The sequence below is a fragment of the Mesorhizobium sp. M1006 genome (assembly GCF_040318825.1).
Taxonomy (GTDB): Bacteria; Pseudomonadota; Alphaproteobacteria; order Rhizobiales; family Rhizobiaceae; genus Mesorhizobium.
Window position 1 is genome coordinate 25,680 of sequence record NZ_JAMYMZ010000029.1, and the last position, 20,835, is coordinate 46,514.

The window sequence follows — 20,835 nt, forward strand, 5'->3', positions numbered from 1 at the left end:
GTCCGACCCCAAATGTGCATGACGTGCACATGAAAAATCTTCAGGAGACCGCCATGAAATTTTTTGTCGACACCGCCGATGTCAAGGAAATCCGCGAGCTGAACGATTTGGGGCTGCTCGACGGCGTAACCACCAATCCGTCGCTGATCCTGAAATCCGGCGGCAAGATCGCCGACGTCACAAGAGAGATCTGCGAGATCGTCAAGGGCCCAGTCTCGGCCGAAGTCGTCGCCACCGAATACAAGGACATGATGGCGGAGGCCAAGATCCTGGCCAGGATCGCCGACAATGTCTGCATCAAGGTGCCGCTGACGCTCGACGGCCTGAGAGCCTGCAAGGACATCCGGTCGGACGGCCGCATGGTCAACGTCACGCTGTGCTTCTCGGCCACCCAGGCGCTGCTCGCCGCCAAGGCCGGCGCCTCCTTCATCTCGCCCTTCGTCGGCCGCATCGACGACAGCGGCTGGGACGGCATGGAGCTGATTGCCGATATCCGCACCATCTACGACAATTATGACTTCCAGACTGAAATCCTGACCGCTTCGGTGCGTACCGTGAACCATGTCAAGCAGGCGGCGCTGATCGGTGCCGATGTCATCACCGCGCCGCCGGCGACGCTCAAGGCGCTGGTCAAGCACCCGCTGACCGACAAGGGCCTGGAACTGTTCCTCGCCGACTGGGCAAAGACCGGGCAGAAGATCGGCTGAAGCGACTGTCCTACGAACAAAAAAGGCCGAGCAATCGGCCTTTTTTTGCAGATTGCGCACTCTGGAAAGACCTAGCTTGCCGCCGGCCTGCCGTGCTTGATCAGATCCTGGGCAATCGACAGCCGCAGCACATCTGCCAGCTCGCGCGCCGCACGGTTCTCGGCGTCGATCTGGGCCCGGTATGACGCGAATTCCTGGCGCGGCCTGTCGTATGACGACGGAATCGAGCGCTTGCCCCTCGCTATGACCGTGCCCGTCTTGGCATCGCTGAGCACATAGTTGGCAGTCAGCGTCACAGTGCCGGCGGTCGGCTCGTCCTCGTCGGTCGTGACCTGCTCGATTGCCGCCGATTCGACGAGTTCGGAGACGCCGAGATCAAGCGAATAGACCGGCGAAGCCGGCTCGCCGGCGCCCTGGCCGAGCGCGAAGATCAAATTGTTGCGGACCTGCTGGGCGTAGCGGGTCTTGACCGGCTTGACCGAGATCGATGCCAGCTCGGCAGCGGCGCCGACCTGCGAGCCGGCGATCAGCGGCGCGCTCGAATAGAGCGGCCGCACCGTGCAGGCGGAAACCAGCGCCACCGAGGCGAGCAGCCCGTAAAGCACGACACGGCGCAGCGTCAGCTCCGCTTTTTTCGGATCAGGCAACGACATTGACGATCCTCTGCGGCACGATGATCACCTTGCGCGGCGCCTTACCTTCGAGCGCTTTCTGCACGAACTCGAGAGCCAGAACCGCTTTTTCGACCGCACCTTGGTCCGCGTCGCGGGCAATTGTCAAATCACCGCGCTTCTTGCCGTTGACCTGGACCGGCAGCACGATCTCGGCGTCGACGACAAGCGAGGCATCGTAGTCCGGCCAGGGCCGTTCGGCGACAAGGTCGGTGCCGCCGAGCGTCTGCCAGCACTCCTCGGCCAGATGCGGCATGACCGGCGCGATCAGGTGCACCAGGATCTCGACGGCCTCACGGCAGGCCGCTTGCAGGGCCGGACCGGCCTTGCCCTCTGCCGCCTCGTTGAGCGGTACGGTCAAGGCATTGGCGAGCTCATAGATGCGGGCGATGGCGCGGTTGAAGGCGAGCTTTTCGATATCCTCGCCGACCAACTTCAGGATCTTGTGCGCGGCCTTGGACACTGTCCCGGCCTCGCCGTCCTTCGCCGCCTCTGGCCGGACTCCGGCGAGCGATTCGGCAGCCGTCGACACCAGGCGCCAGATGCGCTGGATGAAGCGATGCGCGCCGGCCGCACCCTCGTCGGTCCATTCGACATCGCGCTCGGGCGGCGAGTCCGACAGCATGAACCAGCGCGCCGTATCGGCGCCGTAGCCGTCGGTGATCTCTTCCGGACTCACCGTATTCTTCTTCGACTTCGACATTTTTTCGAGCGGACCGATCACCGCCTCTTCGCCGGTGGCGATTTCGAAGGCGCGGCGCTTGCCGTCGGCGTCTTCCAGCCTGACCTCGCTTGGCGCAAGCCAGCGGCCGTTCGAGGCGCCGCCAACCCGATAGGTCTCGTGTACCACCATGCCTTGCGTGAACAGGCCCCTGAACGGCTCGGCGAGATCGACATGGCCGGTCTCGCGCATGGCGCGGGTGAAAAAGCGCGAATAGAGCAAATGCAGGATCGCATGCTCAATACCGCCAATATACTGGTCGACCGGCAGCCATTCAGTCGCGGCCTCGGGATCGGTCGGATCGTTTGCCCACGGCGCGGTGAAGCGCGCGAAATACCACGAAGAATCGACAAATGTGTCCATCGTGTCGGTTTCGCGCCGCGCATCCTTGCCGCAACGCGGGCATTTGACGTGCCGCCATGTCGGATGGCGATCGAGCGGATTGCCCGGCCGGTCGAACTCGATGTCGTCCGGCAGCTTGACCGGCAGGTCGGCTTTCGGCACCGGCACCACGCCGCAATCCTCGCAATGGATCATCGGGATCGGGCAGCCCCAATAGCGCTGGCGCGAAATGCCCCAGTCGCGCAGGCGGAAATTCACCTTGCGCTCGGCCATCGGCCGGTTGCCGATGGTCCTTTGTTCCAGCAGCTTCGCCACCTCGTCGAATGCCTGATCCGGCTTCATGCCGTCGAGGAAGCGCGAATTGATCATCGCGCCATCATCGACGTAAGCCTCGTCGATGACCTGGAAGCTTCCTTGATTCTCGCCTTCCGGCATCACCACCGGAATGACCGGAAGGCCGTATCTGTTGGCGAAGTCGAGGTCGCGCTGGTCATGTGCCGGGCAGCCGAAGATGGCGCCGGTGCCATAGTCCATCAGCACGAAATTGGCGACGTAGACGGGTAGCGTCCACCTCTCGTCGAACGGATGGACGACGCGAGTGCCGGTATCGAAACCCTTCTTCTCGGCCGTCTCCAAGGCCGCCGCCGAAGTGCCCATATGGCGGACTTCGTCGATGAACTTTGCCACCGCCGGATTGTCCTCGGCGGCCTTTTTGGCCAGCGGATGGTCGGCCGCAATCGCCATGAAGGACGCGCCGAAGATGGTGTCGGGCCTGGTCGTATAGACTTCGAGCTCATGCTCGCCGGCGATTGGCTTGACCAGCGGCCAGCGGATCAGCAGCCCTTCTGAACGGCCGATCCAGTTCGCCTGCATCAGCTTCACTTTTTCCGGCCAGTCGTCGAGCTGATCGAGCGAATCCAGCAGATCCTGCGCATAATCGGTGATCTTGAAGAACCACTGCGTCAGCTCGCGCTGTTCCACCAGCGCGCCTGAGCGCCAGCCGCGTCCGTCGATGACCTGCTCGTTGGCAAGCACCGTCATGTCCTCCGGATCCCAGTTGACCTTGGAGGATTTGCGCGTCACCAGCCCCTTCTCGACGAAATCGAGGAACAGCATCTGCTGGCGGTGATAGTAGTCGACATCGCAGGTGGCGAACTCGCGCGCCCAATCGAGCGACAGGCCCATGACCTTGAGCTGCTCGCGCATGGCGGCGATGTTCTGATAGGTCCAGTCCTTGGGATGGACCTTGTTCTGCATCGCCGCGTTTTCGGCTGGCATGCCAAAGGCGTCCCAGCCCATCGGGTGCAGCACATTGAAACCCTTGGCCCGCTTGTAGCGCGCCACCACATCGCCCATCGTATAGTTGCGGGTATGGCCGATATGGATGCGCCCGGACGGATAGGGGAACATCTCCAGCACGTAGTATTTCGGGCGCGGGTCGTCATTGTCGGCTTCGAACAGCTTCTTGGCGTCCCAGGCCTTCTGCCATTTGGGCTCTGACGCGCGCGGATTGTATCGTTCGGTTGCCATCGGGTGTTTTTCACTTAAAAGCATGCGCGAGCCGCCGGACAATGCCCGGGCGGCTCAGGAAATGTCGTCGCGGTGTTCACCATGGATTGCCGGACCCGTCAACTGCGGCGATCCGGCGAAAAGCCAAACACAGGCAGGATATAGGCATGGCGAGCGCCGCCGAACAGCTTTTCACGGTCAAGGCAAGGATCGCTGCCGCCGAGCGCGAGGCAGGCCGTGAGGCCGGAGCGGTGACGCTGGTCGCGGTCTCGAAAACCTTCGACGCCGCCGATATCCGCCCCGTCATCGAGGCCGGCCAGCGCGTCTTCGGCGAAAACCGCGTCCAGGAAGCACAAGCCAAATGGCCGGCACTGCGGACGGCGTTTCCCGACGTCGAGCTGCATCTGATCGGTCCGCTGCAATCGAACAAGGCCAAGGAAGCGGTGGCATTGTTCGACGTCATCGAAACCATCGACCGTGAAAAGATCGCCGCAGAGCTGGCCAAGGAAATCGCCAGGCAGGGCAGGACGCCAAGGCTCTATGTCCAGGTCAACACCGGCTCCGAGCCGCAAAAGGCCGGCATCGAGCCACGCGAGGCTGTCGCCTTCGTCGCCCGCTGCCGCTCGGTTCACGCCCTCGCCATCGAAGGGCTGATGTGCATTCCGCCGGCCGACGAGAACCCCGGTCCGCATTTCGCGCTGCTGGAAAAGCTTGGGCTCGAGGCCGGCGTCGACAAGCTCTCCATGGGCATGTCCGGCGACTACGAAACCGCGATCGCCTTCGGCGCGACCAGTGTCAGGGTTGGATCGGCGATTTTCGGCGCCAGATGAGGCGCAGCCGACCTTAGGCCACAGGCTGACATTGACTAAGCCAGCGTATAGAAACGGAACGTTTCGTTCCTATATGGGTCGAGTTATTCTCAACCCGTCTGGAGCCACCATGCGTTACAATCAACTTGGAAATACGGGGATGTTCGTCTCCGAACTTTGCCTCGGCACGATGACGTTCGGCGCGGCCGGCGACAATGCCCAATGGGGCCTGATCGCCAGCCTCGACCAGAAGGGCGTCGACGAGATCGTTGCCCGCTCCCTCGCCGCCGGCGTCAATTTCTTCGACACGGCGGATGTCTATTCCTTCGGCGCCTCGGAACGGCTTCTCGGCCAGTCGCTCAGGAACCTTGGCGTCAACCGTCAGGACGTGATCATCGCCACCAAGGTTCATGGCGCCATGGGCGGCGGCCCGAACCAGCGCGGTTCCTCGCGCGGCCACATCATGGATTCGGTCGAGAGCAGCCTCGAGCGGCTACAGCTCGATCACATCGATCTCTACCAGCTGCACGGCACCGACACGGTGACGCAGATCGACGAAACGCTGCGGGCGCTCGACGACCTGGTTGCCGCCGGCAAGGTCCGCTATGTCGGCGTCTCGAACTGGCAGGCCTGGCGCATCGCCAAGGCGCTGGGTATTGCGGAGCGCAAAGGCTTTGCCCGCTTCGAGACCGTGCAGTCGTATTATTCGATCGCCGGCCGCGATCTCGAGCGCGAAATCGTGCCGCTGCTCAACGAGGAGAAACTCGGGCTGATGGTCTGGTCGCCGATGGCTGGCGGCCTGCTCTCCGGCAAATACGGACCGGGCGCCCCCGGCAATGGCGAGGGCCGTCGCGCCAGCTTCAATTTCCCGCCGGTCAATGAGGACCGTGCCTGGGCAGCGGTCGCTGTCATGCGCGAGATCGCCGTCAAGCACGGCGTCAGCGTCGCCACGGTGGCGCTCGGCTATGTCCTGGCCAAGCCATTCGTGATGAGCGTCATCATCGGCGCCAGCCGCATGGAGCAGCTGGAACAGAACCTTGCAGCCACCGAGTTGCAGCTCGATGCCGATGATCTTGTTCGCCTCGACGAAGTCAGTGCCCTGCCCGCCGAATACCCGGGCTGGATGCTGGAGCGTCAGGCGGCCGGCCGGCGGCCGGCGCCCTTTGTGCCGAAAAAGTAGTTCAATTTACCTTCGATTTGATGCTTCGGGAGCCGGCAGGCTCCCTATCTTTTTTTGGGCTCAAGTCAGCCGGACAGTCTCGACCAAAAAGTCCAAAAACGCCCGCACCCGCGCCGGCAGATACTTGCCTTGGCCGACATAGACGGCGTGGGTGAGTTCCTCGTCGCCGGGATTGAACTCTTCCAGCAGCGGCAGCAGCCGGCCGGCGGCAATGTCGGCCTCCACATGCCAGCGTGCCAGCCGGGCGATGCCCGCCCCCGAGAGCGCCATCAGCCGCATCGCCTCGCCGTCGCTGACCAGCGTATTTCCGATGATCGACAGGGTGATCGGTTTGCCGGCCGCGTCGATAAAAGGCCAGCCCTCGAGGTGACGAACGAAACGGAATCCCATCCGGTTGTGACGATCGAGGTCGGCGGGCGTCTTGGGCGTGCCACGCGCTTCGAGATACGATGGCGCCGCAACGACGACCACCCGGCTCTGCCCGAGCTTGCGCGCCACCAGCCGTGATTCGCCGAGCGGCCCGGCGCGGATGGCGACGTCAGCGCGCTCCTCCATCAGGTCGATGACATCGTCGGTCAACACCAGATCGACCGAGATTTCGGGGTAGCGCTCTAGGAAACGCGGCAAAAGCGGGATCAGCCGATGCTGCCCGAAAGGCACGTAGCTGTTGATCCGCAGCCGGCCACGCGGCGCGGCACCCGCCGCTGCCTCGCGCTCGGCCGCCGCCATGTCGGCAAGGACGCGCACGCCGCTGTCGAAGAACGCCGCCCCCTCCGGCGTCAGTTGCAGCTTGCGCGTCGAACGGCTGACCAGCCGCGCACCAAGCCGCGCCTCCAGCCGCGCGATCAGCTTGCTCACCGCCGACGGCGTCATCCGCAACGCGCGGGCAGCGGCTGAAAAGCTGCCCGCCTCGACGACGCGGACGAACACTTCGATCTCGCCGGAGCGATTGATGTCGGGCCTGGCCATTGGTGAATCTATTTCACAGACGATGTGCCCGATGCAAGGCTGGTTCACAGCACATCGCGGCACGATCTTCCGGATCGGGGCGTGGGAGGACACGGCGCCCGTCGTCAAAACTGGTCGTCATCGAAGTGGGAACCGCCATGCCCCTTGCTCTTTACGCTCTTGCCGCCGGTGCCTTTGGCATCGGCGTCACCGAATTCGTCATCATGGGCCTGCTGCTCGACGTCAGCACCGATCTCGGCGTCTCGATCTCAGCTTCCGGCCAGCTGATTTCTGGCTATGCGCTGGGCGTCGTCATCGGCGCGCCGCTGCTGACGATCGCGACCGGCCGTTGGCCGCGCAAGACCGTGCTTCTGGCGCTGATGGCGATCTTCACGCTGGGCAACCTCGCTTGTGCGCTTGCCCCAGACTACTGGACGCTGATGGGTGCGCGCGTACTGACCGCCTTCGCCCACGGTACCTTCTTCGGCGTCGGCTCGGTCGTGGCGACCGGACTGGTGGCGCCCAACAAGAAAGCCTCGGCGATCGCCCTGATGTTCACCGGCCTGACCATCGCCAACATCCTCGGCGTGCCCTTCGGCACATGGCTCGGCCAAGCCTTCGGCTGGCGCGCGACCTTCTGGGCGGTGACCCTGGTCGGCATCGCCGCCTTTACCATCATTCTGCTGCTGGTGCCGCGCAGCCGAACAGAGCCTGAGAAGAGCAATTTGCGCGCCGATCTCGCCTTGCTCGGCCGCGCGCCGGTCCTGCTTGGCTTTGCCACCACCGTGCTTGGCTATGCCGGCGTCTTCGCCGTCTTCACCTACATCGCCCCGTTGCTGACCGAGATCACCGGTTTTGACGAGACAGCGGTGTCGCCGATCCTGCTGGTCTTCGGCGGCGGCCTCATCGCCGGCAACCTCGCCGGCGGCAAGTTCGCCGATCGCTGGCTGGTACCGTCCGTTCTCGGCAGTCTCGTCGTGCTGGCGCTGGTGCTCGGCACCATGACCTTCGCCCTGCACAGCCAGGTCATGGCCGTTATCTATGTCGGCCTGCTCGGCGCCGCCGCCTTCGCCACCGTCGCGCCGCTACAGTTATGGGTGTTGCAGAAGGCGCAAGGCGCCGGCCAGAGCCTAGCTTCATCCTTCAACATCGCCGCCTTCAACCTCGGCAATGCGGCCGGCGCCTGGCTCGGCGGCGTGGTCATCGCCCATGGTCCCGGCCTCGGTGCCGTCACCTGGGTCGCGGCGCTGTTGCCACTTTCAGCGCTTGCCGTAGCGGCGTTTGCGCTGCGTCTCGACCGAGATCCTGTCCTCGCTACACCGGAAATCGCGCGGTCATAGAACGCAAACCTGAGCCAATCTTTGAAACAGCCATCCTTCCACAAGGAGCAAACCCATGGATTATCGAAATCTTGGCGCATCAGGCCTGAAGGTTCCGGTGCTCTCGTTCGGCGCTGGAACCTTCGGCGGTTCAGGCCCGCTGTTCGGTGCCTGGGGCAACAGCGATGCGGCGGAAGCACGGCGGCTGGTCGACATCTGCCTTGAGGCCGGCGTCAACCTGTTCGACACCGCCGATGTCTATTCGAATGGCGCTTCCGAACAAGTGCTCGGCGCTGCCATCAAGGGCCGCCGCGACGCCGTGCTGATCTCGACCAAGACCTCGCTGCCGATGGGCGACGGTCCCAACGATGCCGGCTCGTCACGTTCACGCCTGATCAAGGCCGTCGAAGACGCGCTGAAGCGTCTTGGCACCGATTACATCGACCTGCTGCAACTGCACGCCTTCGACGCCGCAACACCGATCGAGGAGGTGCTGTCGACGTTGGACAGTCTCGTGCGCGCCGGCAAGCTGCGTTATGTCGGCGTCTCCAATTTTTCCGGCTGGCAAGTGATGAAGTCGCTCGGCCTGGCGGATAGACATGGCTATCCCCGATACGTCGCCCATCAAGTCTATTACTCGCTGGTCGGACGCGATTATGAATGGGAGTTGATGCCGCTCGGCCTCGACCAGGGCGTCGGTGCGCTGGTGTGGAGCCCACTCGGCTGGGGCCGCCTGACCGGCAAGATCCGCCGTGGCCAGAAGCTGCCTGAGAAAAGCCGGCTGCACGACACGGCAAGCTTCGGACCGCCCGTCGAGGATGAGCATCTCTATCGGGTCGTCGACGCGCTTGATGTTGTCGCCGAGGAAACCGGCAAGACCATACCGCAGATCGCCATCAATTGGCTGCTGCAGCGGCCGACCGTCGCCTCCGTCATCATTGGCGCGCGCAATGAGGAGCAGTTGCGCCAGAATCTCGGCGCCGTCGGCTGGTCCTTGACAGCCGAGCAGATGAAGAAGCTCGACACGGCAAGTGAGGTCACCGCACCCTATCCGTATTTTCCCTATCGCCGGCAGGAGGGTTTTGCCCGGCTGAACCCGCCCGCAGTCTGACGCTCCAAAAGCTGGGCGGCGGCTCCCAGACTGCCGCCCGCCCGGCTAATGCAGAACGAACTCGCCGTCGACCTTGCGCCATTCGTTCGGCGCGATCAGCTTCTGGTGCGTGTAGCTGACCGAATGCAGCGGGCCTTCGAGCTTGGCCTTCCAGAACTCGATGAAGCGGATCAGCACGGGAAATTTCGGGGCGATGTCGTAATCCTGCCAGATGAAGCTCTGCAGCAGATGCGGATGATCTGGGAAGTGATAAAGAATCTTGGCCGTGGTCAAGCCATAGCCCTTGAGCATCAGGTCCATTTCTGAATGGTCGCGCATTGCCGGTCCCCTGGTTGATTCTCCTTCCTCCCAGCCTGAAATTGTGCACCCCATTTGCTTATTCGTCTATTGATATTTCTACGATCAAATCAGATTCCTCCCGCAAAAACATGCGCTTAGCAGCCGCCTCACGAGAGTGCTGACACCGCCGGGCAAGGCACCTGCGGCATCCCGCCGCGCGAATCCAACGTCTAATGTTGCCGTCACCGCCGAACTGTTAATAATGCGCGCGAATTCGCGGCCGCATCGCCGCGATCCTGCCGGCGGTCAAGCCGGCGGTTTGGTTTTGGGGAGGAAGGCGAAGAAATGTCCGATGTTCATGTCCATCGCGTCCAGCCGGCGTGGAAGAAGAACGCGCTGATTGACAATGACGCCTACCTGAAATGGTACGCCGACAGCGTCAACAACCCGGACAAGTTCTGGGGCAAGCACGGCAAGCGCATCGACTGGTTCAAGCCCTACAGCAAGGTCAAGAACACGTCCTTCGACGGCAAGGTTTCGATCAAATGGTTCGAGGATGGCCAGACAAACGTTTCGTGGAACTGCATCGACCGGCATCTGAAGAAGCGCGGCGAACAGACCGCCATCATCTGGGAAGGCGACAATCCCTACGACGACAGGAAGATCACCTATAACGAACTTCACGCACATGTCTGCCGCCTCGCCAATGTGATGAAGAAGCACGGCGTTAAGAAGGGCGACCGCGTCACCATCTACATGCCGATGATCCCGGAGGCCGCTTATGCGATGCTCGCCTGCACGCGCATCGGCGCCATTCATTCGGTTGTCTTCGGCGGCTTTTCGCCGGATGCGCTGGCCGGACGCATCGACGACTGCAAGTCGACCTTCGTCATCACCGCCGACGAAGGCCTGCGCGGCGGCAAGACTATCCCGCTGAAGGAGAACACCGACAAGGCGATCGAGATCGCCGCCAAGGCCGGAACGAAAGTCGAAAAGGTCTTGGTCGTGCGCCGCACCGGCGGCAAAACCGGCTGGGCCGCCGGGCGCGACGTCTGGTACCATGACGAGGTCGCCACGGTTAAGGCCGAATGCAAGCCCGAGAAGATGAACGCCGAGGACCCGCTGTTCATCCTCTACACATCCGGCTCGACCGGCAAGCCGAAGGGCGTGCTGCATACCACCGCCGGCTATCTCGTCTATGTCTCGATGACCCACCAATATGTCTTCGACTATCATGAGGGCGATATCTACTGGTGCACCGCCGATGTCGGCTGGGTCACCGGCCACAGCTATATCGTCTACGGGCCGCTCGCCAACGGCGCCACCACGCTGATGTTCGAAGGCGTGCCGAACTACCCGTCGCAGTCGCGTTTCTGGGACGTGATCGACAAGCACAAGGTCAACATCTTCTACACGGCGCCGACGGCGCTGCGCGCGCTGATGGGCGCCGGCGATGCCCATGTCACCAAAACGTCGCGCAAGTCGCTGCGCGTGCTCGGCACCGTCGGCGAGCCGATCAATCCGGAAGCCTGGGAGTGGTATTTCAACGTCGTCGGCAACGGCAAGGTGCCGATCGTCGACACCTGGTGGCAGACCGAGACCGGCGGCATCATGATCACGCCGGTTCCGGGCGCCACCCACCTCAAGGCGGGTTCGGCGACGCGGCCCTTCTTTGGCGTCAAGCCGCAGCTGGTCGACGCCGACGGCAAGGTACTGGAAGGCGAAGCCAGCGGCAACCTTTGCATTGCCGACTCATGGCCGGGCCAGATGCGCACCGTCTATGGCGATCACGACCGCTTCGTACAGACCTATTTCTCGACCTACAAGGGCAGGTACTTCACCGGCGACGGCTGCCGCCGCGATGCTGACGGCTACTACTGGATCACCGGCCGCGTCGATGACGTCATCAACGTCTCCGGCCACCGGATGGGCACCGCCGAGGTCGAATCGGCGCTGGTTTCGCATGAGAAGGTCTCGGAGGCCGCCGTCGTCGGCTACCCGCACGATATCAAGGGCCAGGGCATCTACTGCTATGTCACGCTGATGGCCGGCGAGACGCCAAGCGAGGAATTGCGCCAGGAGCTCGTCGCCCATGTCCGCAAGGAGATCGGCGCCATCGCTTCGCCCGACAAGATCCAGTTCGCGCCCGGCCTGCCGAAGACCCGTTCCGGCAAGATCATGCGGCGCATCCTGCGCAAGATCGCCGAGGATGATTTTGCCGCGCTCGGCGACACCTCGACGCTCGCCGACCCGGCAGTCGTCGACGACCTGATCGCCAACCGGCAAAACAAGAAGGGCTGATGCAACCCGCATTGGGCGCCGTCACCGAGCTTTGGCGCTATCCCGCGAGCTCGCTCGCCGGCGAGTTTCAGGAGGCGATCTCCGTCGACTGGTATACCGTCGAAGGCGACCGCCTGTTTGGTCTTGTCGATACCTCGACCGATGAAATCGCGCGGCCCGACCGCGAAGCGAAATGGCACAAGGTGCCCCGCATCCGCACCCGGCTGTCGCAGGCCGGCAGGCTGGAGGTCGCCATCCCCGACGGACGCTGGCTTTCGGCACCTGGCGCGCAAAGTGATCGCGCGGTTTCCGCGTATCTCGGCTTTGCGGCTTCCATCCGGCCGTTCCGCCGGGAAAATGCGGCTCCGGATTACCTCGGCCCCCTGCTGACGGAACGCTACGTCAAAACCCCTATTCATCTGCTGACCACCGCCTCACTGGCGCGTTTGAAAGTGCTGCATCCAGAGGGCGCCGCCGACGCGCGCCGCTTCCGCCCCAACATCGTCGTCGATATGCCAGAGGTCGAGGGGTCGTTTCCCGAGACGGAATGGATCGGGTGCAAGCTGGCAATCGGCGACCTGCTCCTGACCATCTCCGAGCCGTGCCGCCGCTGCGGCTTCACCATCATTGGCCAGAACGGGTTCGACCACGACCCGGCAATCCTGCGCAGCCTGGTCCGCCACAACGCCCATAACCTCGGCGTCTACTGCACCGTCGACCGACCGGCCCGCGTCGAGATCGGCGCCACGATGCGCCTCCTGTAGCTATCGATACAAATCCGCCCGCGTCGGCGGCAGGCCGCTCGGGCCGCGCGCGCGCCTAGTGACAACGGTCTGGAAGATCTGCGCCGAGGCGCGTTCGAAGGTGATCGAGCAACCGGTCAGATAAAGCAGCCAGAGCCGCGCCTTGGCTTCGCCGACCTCGGCGATGGCTTCGTCGAAGCGTGCGTGGAGACGCTCTGCCCATAGCCTGCAGGTGCGCGCATAGTGCTCGCGCAAGTTTTCGACGTCGTAGACGAGGAAGCCGTGCGCCTCGAGATTGCCGAGCGTCATGCCGATCGTATCGAGTTCGCCGCCCGGAAAAATGTATTTGATCAGCGCCTTGAATTCCGGCCCCTTGCGCAGCGTCTTCTTCAAGCTGCCCTTGTCGCGCCGGGTGATGGCGTGGTGCAGATAGATGCCGCCGGGCTTGAGCAGGCGATGGATCCTCGAGAAATAGGCCGCATGGTTGGCAAGCCCCAGATGCTCGAACATGCCGATCGAGGAGATCTTGTCGAAGGAGCCGGACAGCTCGGCATAGGACTTGATCTCGATGGTGATGCGGTCCTCCAGCCCGGCGGCGCGGATGCGTTCACGGGCGAGTTCGGTCTGTGCTTCCGATAGCGAAACGCCGTGGCCGACGACGCCATAATTCTTCACCGCATGGATGAGCATCGCTCCCCAGCCGCAGCCGATGTCGAGCAATCTGTCGCCGGGCTTCAGGCGAAGCTTGCGGCAGATATGGTCGAGCTTGTCTCTCTGGGCCTGATCGATATCGTTGGCGAAATCCTTGAAGTAGCCGCAGCTATAGACCATGCGCTCGTCGAGGAAGAGCCGGTAGAATGCGTTGGAAATGTCGTAATGATGCTGGATCGCCTCCTTGCTCGAACCGCTGACGAAAGGATTGCGGCCGGAAAGATCGGTTCGCGTCGTCATCTGTTTTCGCGAAAACAGCACCGCCGGCAGGTCGCGCAGGATCGCCAGCTTCGGCAATGTCTTGAGCTTCGTCCTGAGCTTGCCGTGCGTGGGCAAGGCGTAGAAATCGAACAGCGATCCGTCTTCGACGTCGACCGCCTTGGCAATCCACATCTCGATCAGCGTCGATAAAGAGGGCCGACGTACGATCTGCCAGACGATGTCCTGGTCGTTGATAGTGAGCACCGGGCCGGTAGCCGGGCCGATCCGCTCGCCTGTCCACAGCCTCACCGCGAAACCCGGCTTCAGCGTCTCGATGACCGTCCGAACAATCCGGGCCGCTCTCTCGGCTGCCTCCATCCCCGTCCTCCCTTACCCGGCAAATAACGGCCCGGAACAATCGCGGCTCGATCTTGCCTGCCCGATCGGCCGGCCGCAAGCCGCCCGAGTGCACAAGCACGCTTGTTCAGGATTTTCGAGTGCCGCGCCTTGCCATTTGCCGGATGACACCCCATCATGAGGAAGTGTTCAACAAATCGAAAGGAGGTGATCCGATGTCGAGTGATTTCGTTTTCCAGAACGTGGCCTCAGCGGATCGCACTTTCGGGAAGCAGTCTTCCCGTTAAGGCGCGAGATGCGCGGCTGGCGACCAACCGTCGCCGCCAGGAGCCGCGCCATGGACGGAAACACGGAAGGCCGCCGACTTCGCGAGAAGCGGCGGCCTTTTCCTTTTTGGGCTGTTGTCCCTTATTTGGTTACGGTCAACATCTCGACGTTGCGCGCTATGTCCTGGAAAGCCTGGTTGAGTTCGGTTCCATTGGCAGCTTGGTAGAAGTGCTTGATCTTGGCGGTGTCCGGGCTCGCGCAATCCTGGAGCGTCGCCTTGGCATTCGTTTCGTTTAGGTCAAACCCAATAGTGAAGATCTCGATGCCGTTGTCGCGCATGGCAGCGCAAAGTTTCTTGGCGGCCGTGCGGGTCGGCTCCTTGCCGGCGTCATTGTAGACGTCGCTCACCGTGCTCGCATCGAAGTAGGACAGGTTGAATTCGCCGTCGGTCATCAGGATCGCGATTTTGGCGACCTTTCTTGGATCCATCTTGGCCGGCCGCTGCGAAGTCCTCATGATGCCCCCCCAGTTCTCCGAGAGCATGTACCAGGTCCACTGCACGCCGATATGGCCGGCAGTGCCGCCGGAGGCGACGAAATTCTTGATGACAGTCTTGAGCGCCGTCGCATCCGCCGTCAGCGGCATCAGCGTGGCGGCCGGGCAGGCGGCGGTGCCGGTTTGCCAGGCGAAGGACGACAGCAGGTAGTCGCGGTTGACCATGCTGGCGTCGGGGCCTGCGTCCGAATATTGGTAGGTCCCCTTGCGTTCGGTGGCGCAATTGTCAGGACGGATGAGCCCCGAGACATACTGCACAGCGTCATTGGCCGGCGCCTGTTTGCGTTGGCTGGCGGTGGTTTCCACATAGACGCTGCTGGCGGCAAGTGTACCGGCATTCACCGAATTGGCATAAGGTACGATGGCAACCCGCACGCGCGGTTTGGAGGTGTCCTGACCGCCCAGAAAACTGTCGACGGCATTCGCCGCAGCCGTCCGCAGATCGATGATTTTCTGGCCTGCCATCGAGCCGGTCACATCGAGCATCATCGCGACTTCGATCTGCTTGTCCGAATAGAGAGCCGTCGTCGATGCGGGAACGCGCTGCATGCTACCCGTGCTGAAAAGCGGGAAATAATAGCTGACATTGACATGAACGTCCGCCTGAACGGTCCTGGCGGTCTGGTCGACGGTCAGTTTGTCGAGAACGATCTGATTGTCCTGCAGGATACCCGCCGTGCTGTTGGCATCGAGAAAGGCCTGCACCGATTTGCTGGCTTCGGCCTCGCTGATGACGCCGGTCGTCAGGTCGCGGGCCGTCGAGGTGACCGCAGCGTCGACGACGCCTTGCAGGCTCGATTTCACATTGTAGAGTTGGGATACATTGACGGCAAAGCCGACACTCAGCGCCAGTACTAAGCCGATTATACCAAACAGGACCGCGAAATTTCCGCTGCGATCCCCGGCAAAGCCGCCGATCGCCTGAACAAGACCCCCGAAACGCCGCATTCTTTCCGCCTCCATTCGCTACAGCCTGCAGCTGTCCGAACGCGCATTGCAGGAATCCGACCGGATCGCGCCGCCGGGCGCGGGAAAGCGAGCGGCCCCCGCTCAGGCCATTGTTTCCAAACGGTTTCGAGCGGCGACAAGGTAAACAGCGGGTAAACGAAAGCCGCGTCGGCACGGCTTTGTTCAAAAAGCGCTTACCAAGATTCGGGCTCGCAATTCGAGACGGCTGGACTGCGTCCCAATCCGGTACAGACGAGATGTATCGAACAGGATCAGTGCTGCCGCAGTGGCGGCAGGTGGAAATCCGGACTGCGAATGTGTCCGAAGATCAGGCCAGCATCCGTGCGCTGACGGTCTTGTCGACGCCGCGATAGGGCGGCTTGAACAGATTGCCTTCCTGCTCGTGGGTCCAGACCTTGAACAGGCTGAGCCGATGCGGGCCGAAACTGTGCAGCAGCGGCACGTCGGTGGCGTCGCGGCCGCGGGCTATGACGACGCGGCCGATCCTCGGCACATTGTGGCGAGGATCGAAGGTGTACCATCTGCCGTCGAGGAACACTTCCACCCAGGCCGAGAAATCCATCGGCGCCGGATCGGCGGGCACGCCGATATCGCCGAGATAGCCGTTCACGTAGCGGGCCGGGATGTTCATGCAGCGGCAGAGCGTGATCGCCAGATGGGCAAAGTCGCGGCAGACGCCGACGCGCTCCTCATGCGCCTGCGCCGCCGTGCGGGTCGAGCGCGCATAGCCGTAGCCGAAGGACAGGCGGTTGTGGACATAGTCGACGATCGCCTGCACCCGCGCCCAGCCCGGCGGAAGCTGGCCGAAAAGTTGCCAGGCCAGGTCGCCGAGATGGTCGGTCTCGCAGTAACGGCTGCCGAGCAGATAGCCGAGCACCCCGTCCGGCAATTCGGCAACCGGGACTTCCCCGGCCAGCGTGCTGACTTCGTCCATCTCGCCGCTGTCCTCGACCACCGCGTCATAAAGGATGCGAAAGCTTCCGGCCGGAGCCGTGAAGCGGCGGCAGCTATTGCCGAAAAGATCGTGGTAGACCCTGGTCGGAACCGACGGCGACGTCAGCACGCGCGTCTGCCGCTTGATGTCGGCCTGGCGATCCCGATGGATCTCGAGCAGCGAAACAATCGGCGTGGCTGCAGCGCATTCAATGGCAATTTCATAGCCGAGCCTGATCAGCATCGCCGTCCCCCTACGATCGTCATGGAAGATAGTGGTGGTCAACGCAGGAGAGTGTGCGGCGGTTCCTTGCAAACGTCGAAAACGACGCCTCGCGGCTTCCCATACGGACGCGGCAACGTTACGGTCGATCGACACGCGTCTTTTGACATAATCCCTCCAAGATGACCCGGGAAAGCCGATGTTCGCAGGCAGAAAATTCGCGGCCTTACTGTTCGATATGGACGGCACGATTCTCAATTCGATCGCCGCGGCGGAAAGGGTCTGGGCAGCGTGGGCGCATCGGCAAGGTCTTGACGTCGCCGCATTCCTGCCGACCATCCACGGCGTGCGGGCGATCGAGACCATCGGCCGGCTGGCGCTCCCAGGCGTCGATCCTGCCCGCGAAGCCGAATCGCTTTTGCAGGCCGAGGCGGCCGATGTCGAGGGCATTCGCCCGATTGCCGGCGCCGCGGCCTTCTTGGCGTCGCTGCCGCCTGGAAGCTGGGCGATCGCCACTTCGGCACCGCGCGAACTTGCCTTGCTGCGCCTGCAGGCCGCCGGCATTCCGGCTCCCGCCGTGATCGTCGCGGCGGAGGACGTGGCTCGCGGCAAGCCGGCGCCCGACTGCTTCCGGCTGGCGGCCGCACGGCTCGGCGTCGATGTGCGCGACTGCCTCGTCTTCGAGGACGCGCCGGCCGGCATAGCGGCAGCCGAAGCCGCGGGCGCTGCAATCGTGGTGATCAGCGCCACGCACCGGCATCCGTTGCAGACGCCGCATGCCGCCATCACCGGCTATGGCGTGATCGGCATCGCCGTCGATGACAACGGCTGGATTGCCATCGAAGCGGAACGGACCGCACAGCCTGCTTAACTAGCATCCTGCTTGCGCTAAAAGTCGCTGGTCAGGCCCTTGACCTCCCAGTCGCCATAGCGGCCAGGCTCCTTGCCGCCGCGCCCGCCGATCTCCCTCGGCAGCGTGGCTTCCTGCTCGCGATATTTCTCCCGCCGGGCCTCGGCCTCGACCAAGGCGCGCCTGGCTGCCGGGGTCAGCGGCTTTTGCGGCGAGCCGTTAGCATGCGTTTGGCTGGTTTTGTCGATCATGCGATCTTCCGCTAGATTGAAACAGGCCCGATTGAAACGGGAACGGCTGTTTCCCATCATATAGCGATGCGCCCACAAGGATCGACCCCTTTGTTGGGCCCAAATGGAGCAGACGATGAACACCCTTCGCACCGCCATGCTTTTGGCCGCAATGACGGCCCTGTTCATGGGCGTCGGCTATCTGGTCGGCGGATCCGGCGGCATGATGATCGCCTTGCTGATTGCCGCCGGCACCAATTTGTTCAGCTATTGGAACGCCGACAAGATGGTGCTGTCGATGCACCGTGCGATCGAAGTCGACGAACGCAACGCGCCTGAATATTACGCCATCGTGCAGGGTCTCGCCCAACGTGCCGGCCTGCCGATGCCGAGAACCTATCTCATCGACAATCCGCAGCCCAATGCCTTCGCCACCGGCCGCAATCCGCAAAATGCCGCTGTCGCCGCCAGCACCGGCCTGCTCGAGCGGCTATCGCATGAAGAAGTCGCGGCGGTGATGGCGCACGAGCTCGCCCATGTGCAGCACCGCGACACGCTGACCATGACGATCGTCGCCACCTTTGCCGGCGCAATTTCGATGCTCGGCAATTTCGCCTTCTTTTTCGGCGGCAACCGCGACAACAACAATTCCTTCGGCATCGTCGGCGTGCTGGTGGCAATGATCGTCGCGCCTTTGGCCGCCATGATCGTGCAGATGGCGGTGAGCCGCACCCGCGAATATGAGGCCGACCGGCGCGGTGCCGAAATCTGTGGACACCCGCTGTGGCTCGCCTCGGCCCTTGACAAGATCGCGCGGGGCGCCGAACGCATCCGCAACCCGGATGCCGAGCGCAATCCGGCAACCGCCCATCTCTTCATCATCAATCCTCTTTCCGGCGAGCGCATGGACAGTTTGTTTTCCACTCACCCGAGCACAGAAAACCGCATCGCCGCGTTGCAGAGGATGGCGAGCGAAATGGCCGGCGCACCCGAAGCGGCCGCGACGTCAAGGCCGGCGCCGGAAGCGACCGGGCAGCAGCCGTCTGGTTCGTGGGACAGGGCCGCGCGGCCCGAGAGGCCGCCTGAGCCGGCCAAGCCGAGACCCAATCCCTGGGGACGCAATCCGACCGGCCCCAAAGGTCCGTGGTCGTGACGAGCGCGACAGACAAAAAAGGCGGGATCTCGCTGGCGGAAATGCGCGATCTTTGTGCAAGGCACTGGAACCCTATCGGCATACCGATGGCGAGCATAGCAACATCAAGTGACCTGGGCTTTCGCCCACTTCCTGAAGATGAATATGACACCTATCTCCGCCACATCGTCCGACTTGTCGGGGATGGTGCATCTCCAAAGCAAGTCGCGGACTATGTCGGCACGGTTGAGAAAGACTACATTCAGGTGATCTCACCCCTAGGAAGTAAAGAAGATTTTGTCAGCGCCATATTTAAACTAGTCAACCGATCGCCGACACAATGAGGCCAACTCACAGTGAGGCTTCAGAAGCTCGCGGTCTCGCCGCGCGCAAGGCAGCCGCGCGGCTGCTTGCCGCTGTCATCGACGCGAGGACGCCGCTCGACGGGCTGACCGACCATGAGAACGGCCATCCACAATACAAGGCGCTCGACCTGCGCGACCGCGCTTTGGTGCGCGCCATTCTGGTCACCGCCCTGCGCTACCGCATGACCATATCAGGCCTTTTGGCCCGTCGCCTGGAAAAGCCGCTACCGCCCAACGCCACGGCGCTTTCGCACATTTTGCATGTGGCGGCAGCGCAGATCCTGTTCCTCGATGTTCCCGACCGCGCCGCCGTCGACCTCGCCGTGACACACGCCAAGTCCGATCCGCGCACGGCGCGCTTTTCCGGCCTCGTCAACGGCGTGCTGCGCACGCTGGCGCGGGCCAAGCAGGACGAGCTCGCCGCAGCACTTGCCGCTACCGACGAGGCGCCAAAATGGTTTTCCGACCGTTTGAAAACAGTCTACGGCCTCGACAAGGCCAGGCAGATACTGCTCGCCCATCGCCATGAGGCACCGGTCGATTTCTCGGTCAAGTCGGACCCGGCGCTGTGGGCCGAACGGCTCGGCGGCTTTGTCCTGCCGACCGGCACGGTGCGGGTGGAAAAGCTCAGCGCTTCCGTGACCGAACTGCCCGGCTTTGGGGAAGGCGCCTGGTGGGTTCAGGATGCAGCGGCCAGCCTGCCGGCCCGGCTGTTCGGCGACATCAATGGTTTGCGAATCGCCGACCTCTGTGCCGCGCCGGGCGGCAAGACCGCCCAGCTGATCCTCGCCGACGCCCACGTCACCGCGCTCGACATGTCCAAAACGCGGCTGGCACGGCTGACGCAGAACCTCGAACGGCTCGGTCTGGCCGCCGAGATCGTCCAGGCCGATCTGCTCAAATACGAGCCGAAGGACCTCTTCGATGCGGTCCTCCTCGACGCACCTTGCTCTTCGACCGGCACGGTGCGGCGGCATCCCGACGTCCCCTGGACGAAGACGGCGGCCGACGTCGAAAAACTGGCCAACCTGCAACGCCGGCTGCTTGCCCGCGCCGTCACCCTGGTCAAGCCTGGTGGACGCATCGTCTTTTCCAACTGTTCGCTCGATCCACTGGAAGGCGAAGAGCTCTATCGCGACTTTCTCGCCGGCAATGCGGAGATTGTCGACGACCCGCTTCGGCCGGGTGAGATCGCCGGCATCGACCCGTTTCTGACGCCGCAAGGCACGTTGCGCACCACGCCTGCCGATCTGGAGCTAGGCTCGCCGGGCCGCTCCGGGCTGGACGGCTTCTTCGCCGCCCGCATGCGCAGAGCCGGCTAAGGGCCGATCTTGAAGCGCCGTCCGGCTTCTTGGGGCGAGGAGGCATGGAAAACAGGCTGAACGGCCCCACTGCCGCGGAATTCGCCTTCGCACAAGTTCTT

The 20,835-nt window shown here is 63.1% G+C and carries 19 protein-coding genes; 11 read left to right on the forward strand and 8 right to left on the reverse strand.

Annotation, left to right across the window (positions count from 1 at the left end; all coding sequences use genetic code 11):
* The first annotated feature begins 53 nt into the window (after positions 1–53).
* Positions 54–707, forward strand: a complete 654-nt coding sequence (gene fsa, locus NKH60_RS23600; protein ID WP_023678103.1) for a fructose-6-phosphate aldolase — start codon at positions 54–56, stop codon at positions 705–707.
* A gap of 71 nt (positions 708–778) precedes the next feature.
* On the opposite strand, the gene NKH60_RS23605 is transcribed toward fsa, so the two are convergent.
* Both NKH60_RS23605 and leuS read right to left on the reverse strand, forming a co-directional pair.
* The gene (locus NKH60_RS23605; protein ID WP_352613270.1) at positions 779–1,360 is read right to left on the reverse strand and encodes an LPS assembly lipoprotein LptE; all 582 of its coding nucleotides are present in this window, start codon (positions 1,358–1,360) and stop codon (positions 779–781) included.
* Positions 1,347–3,971, reverse strand: a complete 2,625-nt coding sequence (gene leuS / locus NKH60_RS23610) for a leucine--tRNA ligase (RefSeq protein ID WP_352834048.1) — start codon at positions 3,969–3,971, stop codon at positions 1,347–1,349. Before leuS ends, NKH60_RS23605 begins: the two co-directional genes overlap by 14 nt.
* A gap of 146 nt (positions 3,972–4,117) precedes the next feature.
* On the opposite strand from leuS, the gene NKH60_RS23615 reads away from it, so the two are divergent.
* Both NKH60_RS23615 and NKH60_RS23620 read left to right on the forward strand, forming a co-directional pair.
* Positions 4,118–4,780 (forward strand): YggS family pyridoxal phosphate-dependent enzyme, encoded by a 663-nt coding sequence (locus NKH60_RS23615; RefSeq protein WP_352834051.1) that lies wholly within the window; start codon positions 4,118–4,120, stop codon positions 4,778–4,780.
* Positions 4,781–4,889: 109 nt separating this feature from the next.
* The gene (locus NKH60_RS23620; protein WP_352834054.1) at positions 4,890–5,939 is read left to right on the forward strand and encodes an aldo/keto reductase; all 1,050 of its coding nucleotides are present in this window, start codon (positions 4,890–4,892) and stop codon (positions 5,937–5,939) included.
* A gap of 60 nt (positions 5,940–5,999) precedes the next feature.
* Here the strand turns inward: NKH60_RS23620 and NKH60_RS23625 are convergent, their stop codons facing one another.
* Positions 6,000–6,908 carry a LysR family transcriptional regulator gene (locus NKH60_RS23625; RefSeq protein WP_352767523.1) on the reverse strand — a complete coding sequence of 303 codons (909 nt, stop codon included), beginning with the start codon at positions 6,906–6,908 and terminating at the stop codon, positions 6,000–6,002.
* Between the two features lie 137 nt (positions 6,909–7,045).
* Between NKH60_RS23625 and NKH60_RS23630 the strand changes: the two genes are divergently transcribed.
* Both NKH60_RS23630 and NKH60_RS23635 read left to right on the forward strand, forming a co-directional pair.
* The gene (locus NKH60_RS23630) at positions 7,046–8,227 is read left to right on the forward strand and encodes an MFS transporter (RefSeq protein WP_352471291.1); all 1,182 of its coding nucleotides are present in this window, start codon (positions 7,046–7,048) and stop codon (positions 8,225–8,227) included.
* 55 nt (positions 8,228–8,282) lie between these two features.
* Positions 8,283–9,317 carry an aldo/keto reductase gene (locus NKH60_RS23635; protein ID WP_352683663.1) on the forward strand — a complete coding sequence of 345 codons (1,035 nt, stop codon included), beginning with the start codon at positions 8,283–8,285 and terminating at the stop codon, positions 9,315–9,317.
* A 45-nt stretch (positions 9,318–9,362) separates the two neighbouring features.
* Here the strand turns inward: NKH60_RS23635 and NKH60_RS23640 are convergent, their stop codons facing one another.
* Entirely contained in the window at positions 9,363–9,635 is a 273-nt protein-coding gene (locus tag NKH60_RS23640) for an usg protein (RefSeq protein ID WP_023678111.1), read from the reverse strand.
* 306 nt (positions 9,636–9,941) lie between these two features.
* On the opposite strand from NKH60_RS23640, the gene acs reads away from it, so the two are divergent.
* A complete protein-coding gene (gene acs, locus NKH60_RS23645; protein ID WP_352817506.1) occupies positions 9,942–11,897 on the forward strand; it encodes an acetate--CoA ligase in 1,956 nt (651 codons plus the stop codon).
* Positions 11,897–12,640 (forward strand): MOSC domain-containing protein, encoded by a 744-nt coding sequence (locus NKH60_RS23650; protein WP_352817503.1) that lies wholly within the window; start codon positions 11,897–11,899, stop codon positions 12,638–12,640. Before acs ends, NKH60_RS23650 begins: the two co-directional genes overlap by 1 nt.
* Here NKH60_RS23650 and NKH60_RS23655 read toward each other — a convergent pair whose 3' ends face one another.
* The 3 genes from NKH60_RS23655 to NKH60_RS23665 form a co-directional block, all read right to left on the reverse strand.
* Complete coding sequence (locus NKH60_RS23655; protein WP_352471295.1) at positions 12,641–13,909, reverse strand: class I SAM-dependent methyltransferase; 1,269 nt, start codon at positions 13,907–13,909, stop codon at positions 12,641–12,643.
* 387 nt (positions 13,910–14,296) lie between these two features.
* Positions 14,297–15,658, reverse strand: a complete 1,362-nt coding sequence (locus NKH60_RS23660; RefSeq protein WP_352834057.1) for a pilus assembly protein TadG-related protein — start codon at positions 15,656–15,658, stop codon at positions 14,297–14,299.
* A gap of 328 nt (positions 15,659–15,986) precedes the next feature.
* Positions 15,987–16,856, reverse strand: a complete 870-nt coding sequence (locus NKH60_RS23665) for a transglutaminase-like domain-containing protein (RefSeq protein ID WP_352834059.1) — start codon at positions 16,854–16,856, stop codon at positions 15,987–15,989.
* A 178-nt stretch (positions 16,857–17,034) separates the two neighbouring features.
* Between NKH60_RS23665 and NKH60_RS23670 the strand changes: the two genes are divergently transcribed.
* The gene (locus NKH60_RS23670; RefSeq protein WP_352834062.1) at positions 17,035–17,706 is read left to right on the forward strand and encodes an HAD-IA family hydrolase; all 672 of its coding nucleotides are present in this window, start codon (positions 17,035–17,037) and stop codon (positions 17,704–17,706) included.
* A gap of 17 nt (positions 17,707–17,723) precedes the next feature.
* Here the strand turns inward: NKH60_RS23670 and NKH60_RS23675 are convergent, their stop codons facing one another.
* Positions 17,724–17,936: a DUF1674 domain-containing protein gene (locus NKH60_RS23675; protein WP_352451229.1), complete on the reverse strand. Its 213-nt coding sequence runs from the start codon at positions 17,934–17,936 to the stop codon at positions 17,724–17,726.
* 115 nt (positions 17,937–18,051) lie between these two features.
* Here NKH60_RS23675 and htpX point away from each other — a divergent pair, with 115 nt between their 5' ends.
* From htpX to NKH60_RS23690, 3 genes are read left to right on the forward strand one after another with little or no spacing between them, the layout of a single operon-like run.
* Positions 18,052–19,068 carry a zinc metalloprotease HtpX gene (gene htpX / locus NKH60_RS23680; protein ID WP_352817489.1) on the forward strand — a complete coding sequence of 339 codons (1,017 nt, stop codon included), beginning with the start codon at positions 18,052–18,054 and terminating at the stop codon, positions 19,066–19,068.
* Entirely contained in the window at positions 19,065–19,391 is a 327-nt protein-coding gene (locus NKH60_RS23685; protein WP_352451231.1) for a hypothetical protein, read from the forward strand. Before htpX ends, NKH60_RS23685 begins: the two co-directional genes overlap by 4 nt.
* Positions 19,388–20,734, forward strand: coding sequence for an RsmB/NOP family class I SAM-dependent RNA methyltransferase (locus tag NKH60_RS23690; RefSeq protein ID WP_352817486.1), 1,347 nt, complete (start codon positions 19,388–19,390; stop codon positions 20,732–20,734). The genes NKH60_RS23685 and NKH60_RS23690 overlap by 4 nt, the downstream gene beginning before the upstream one ends.
* Positions 20,735–20,835: the final 101 nt, after the last annotated feature.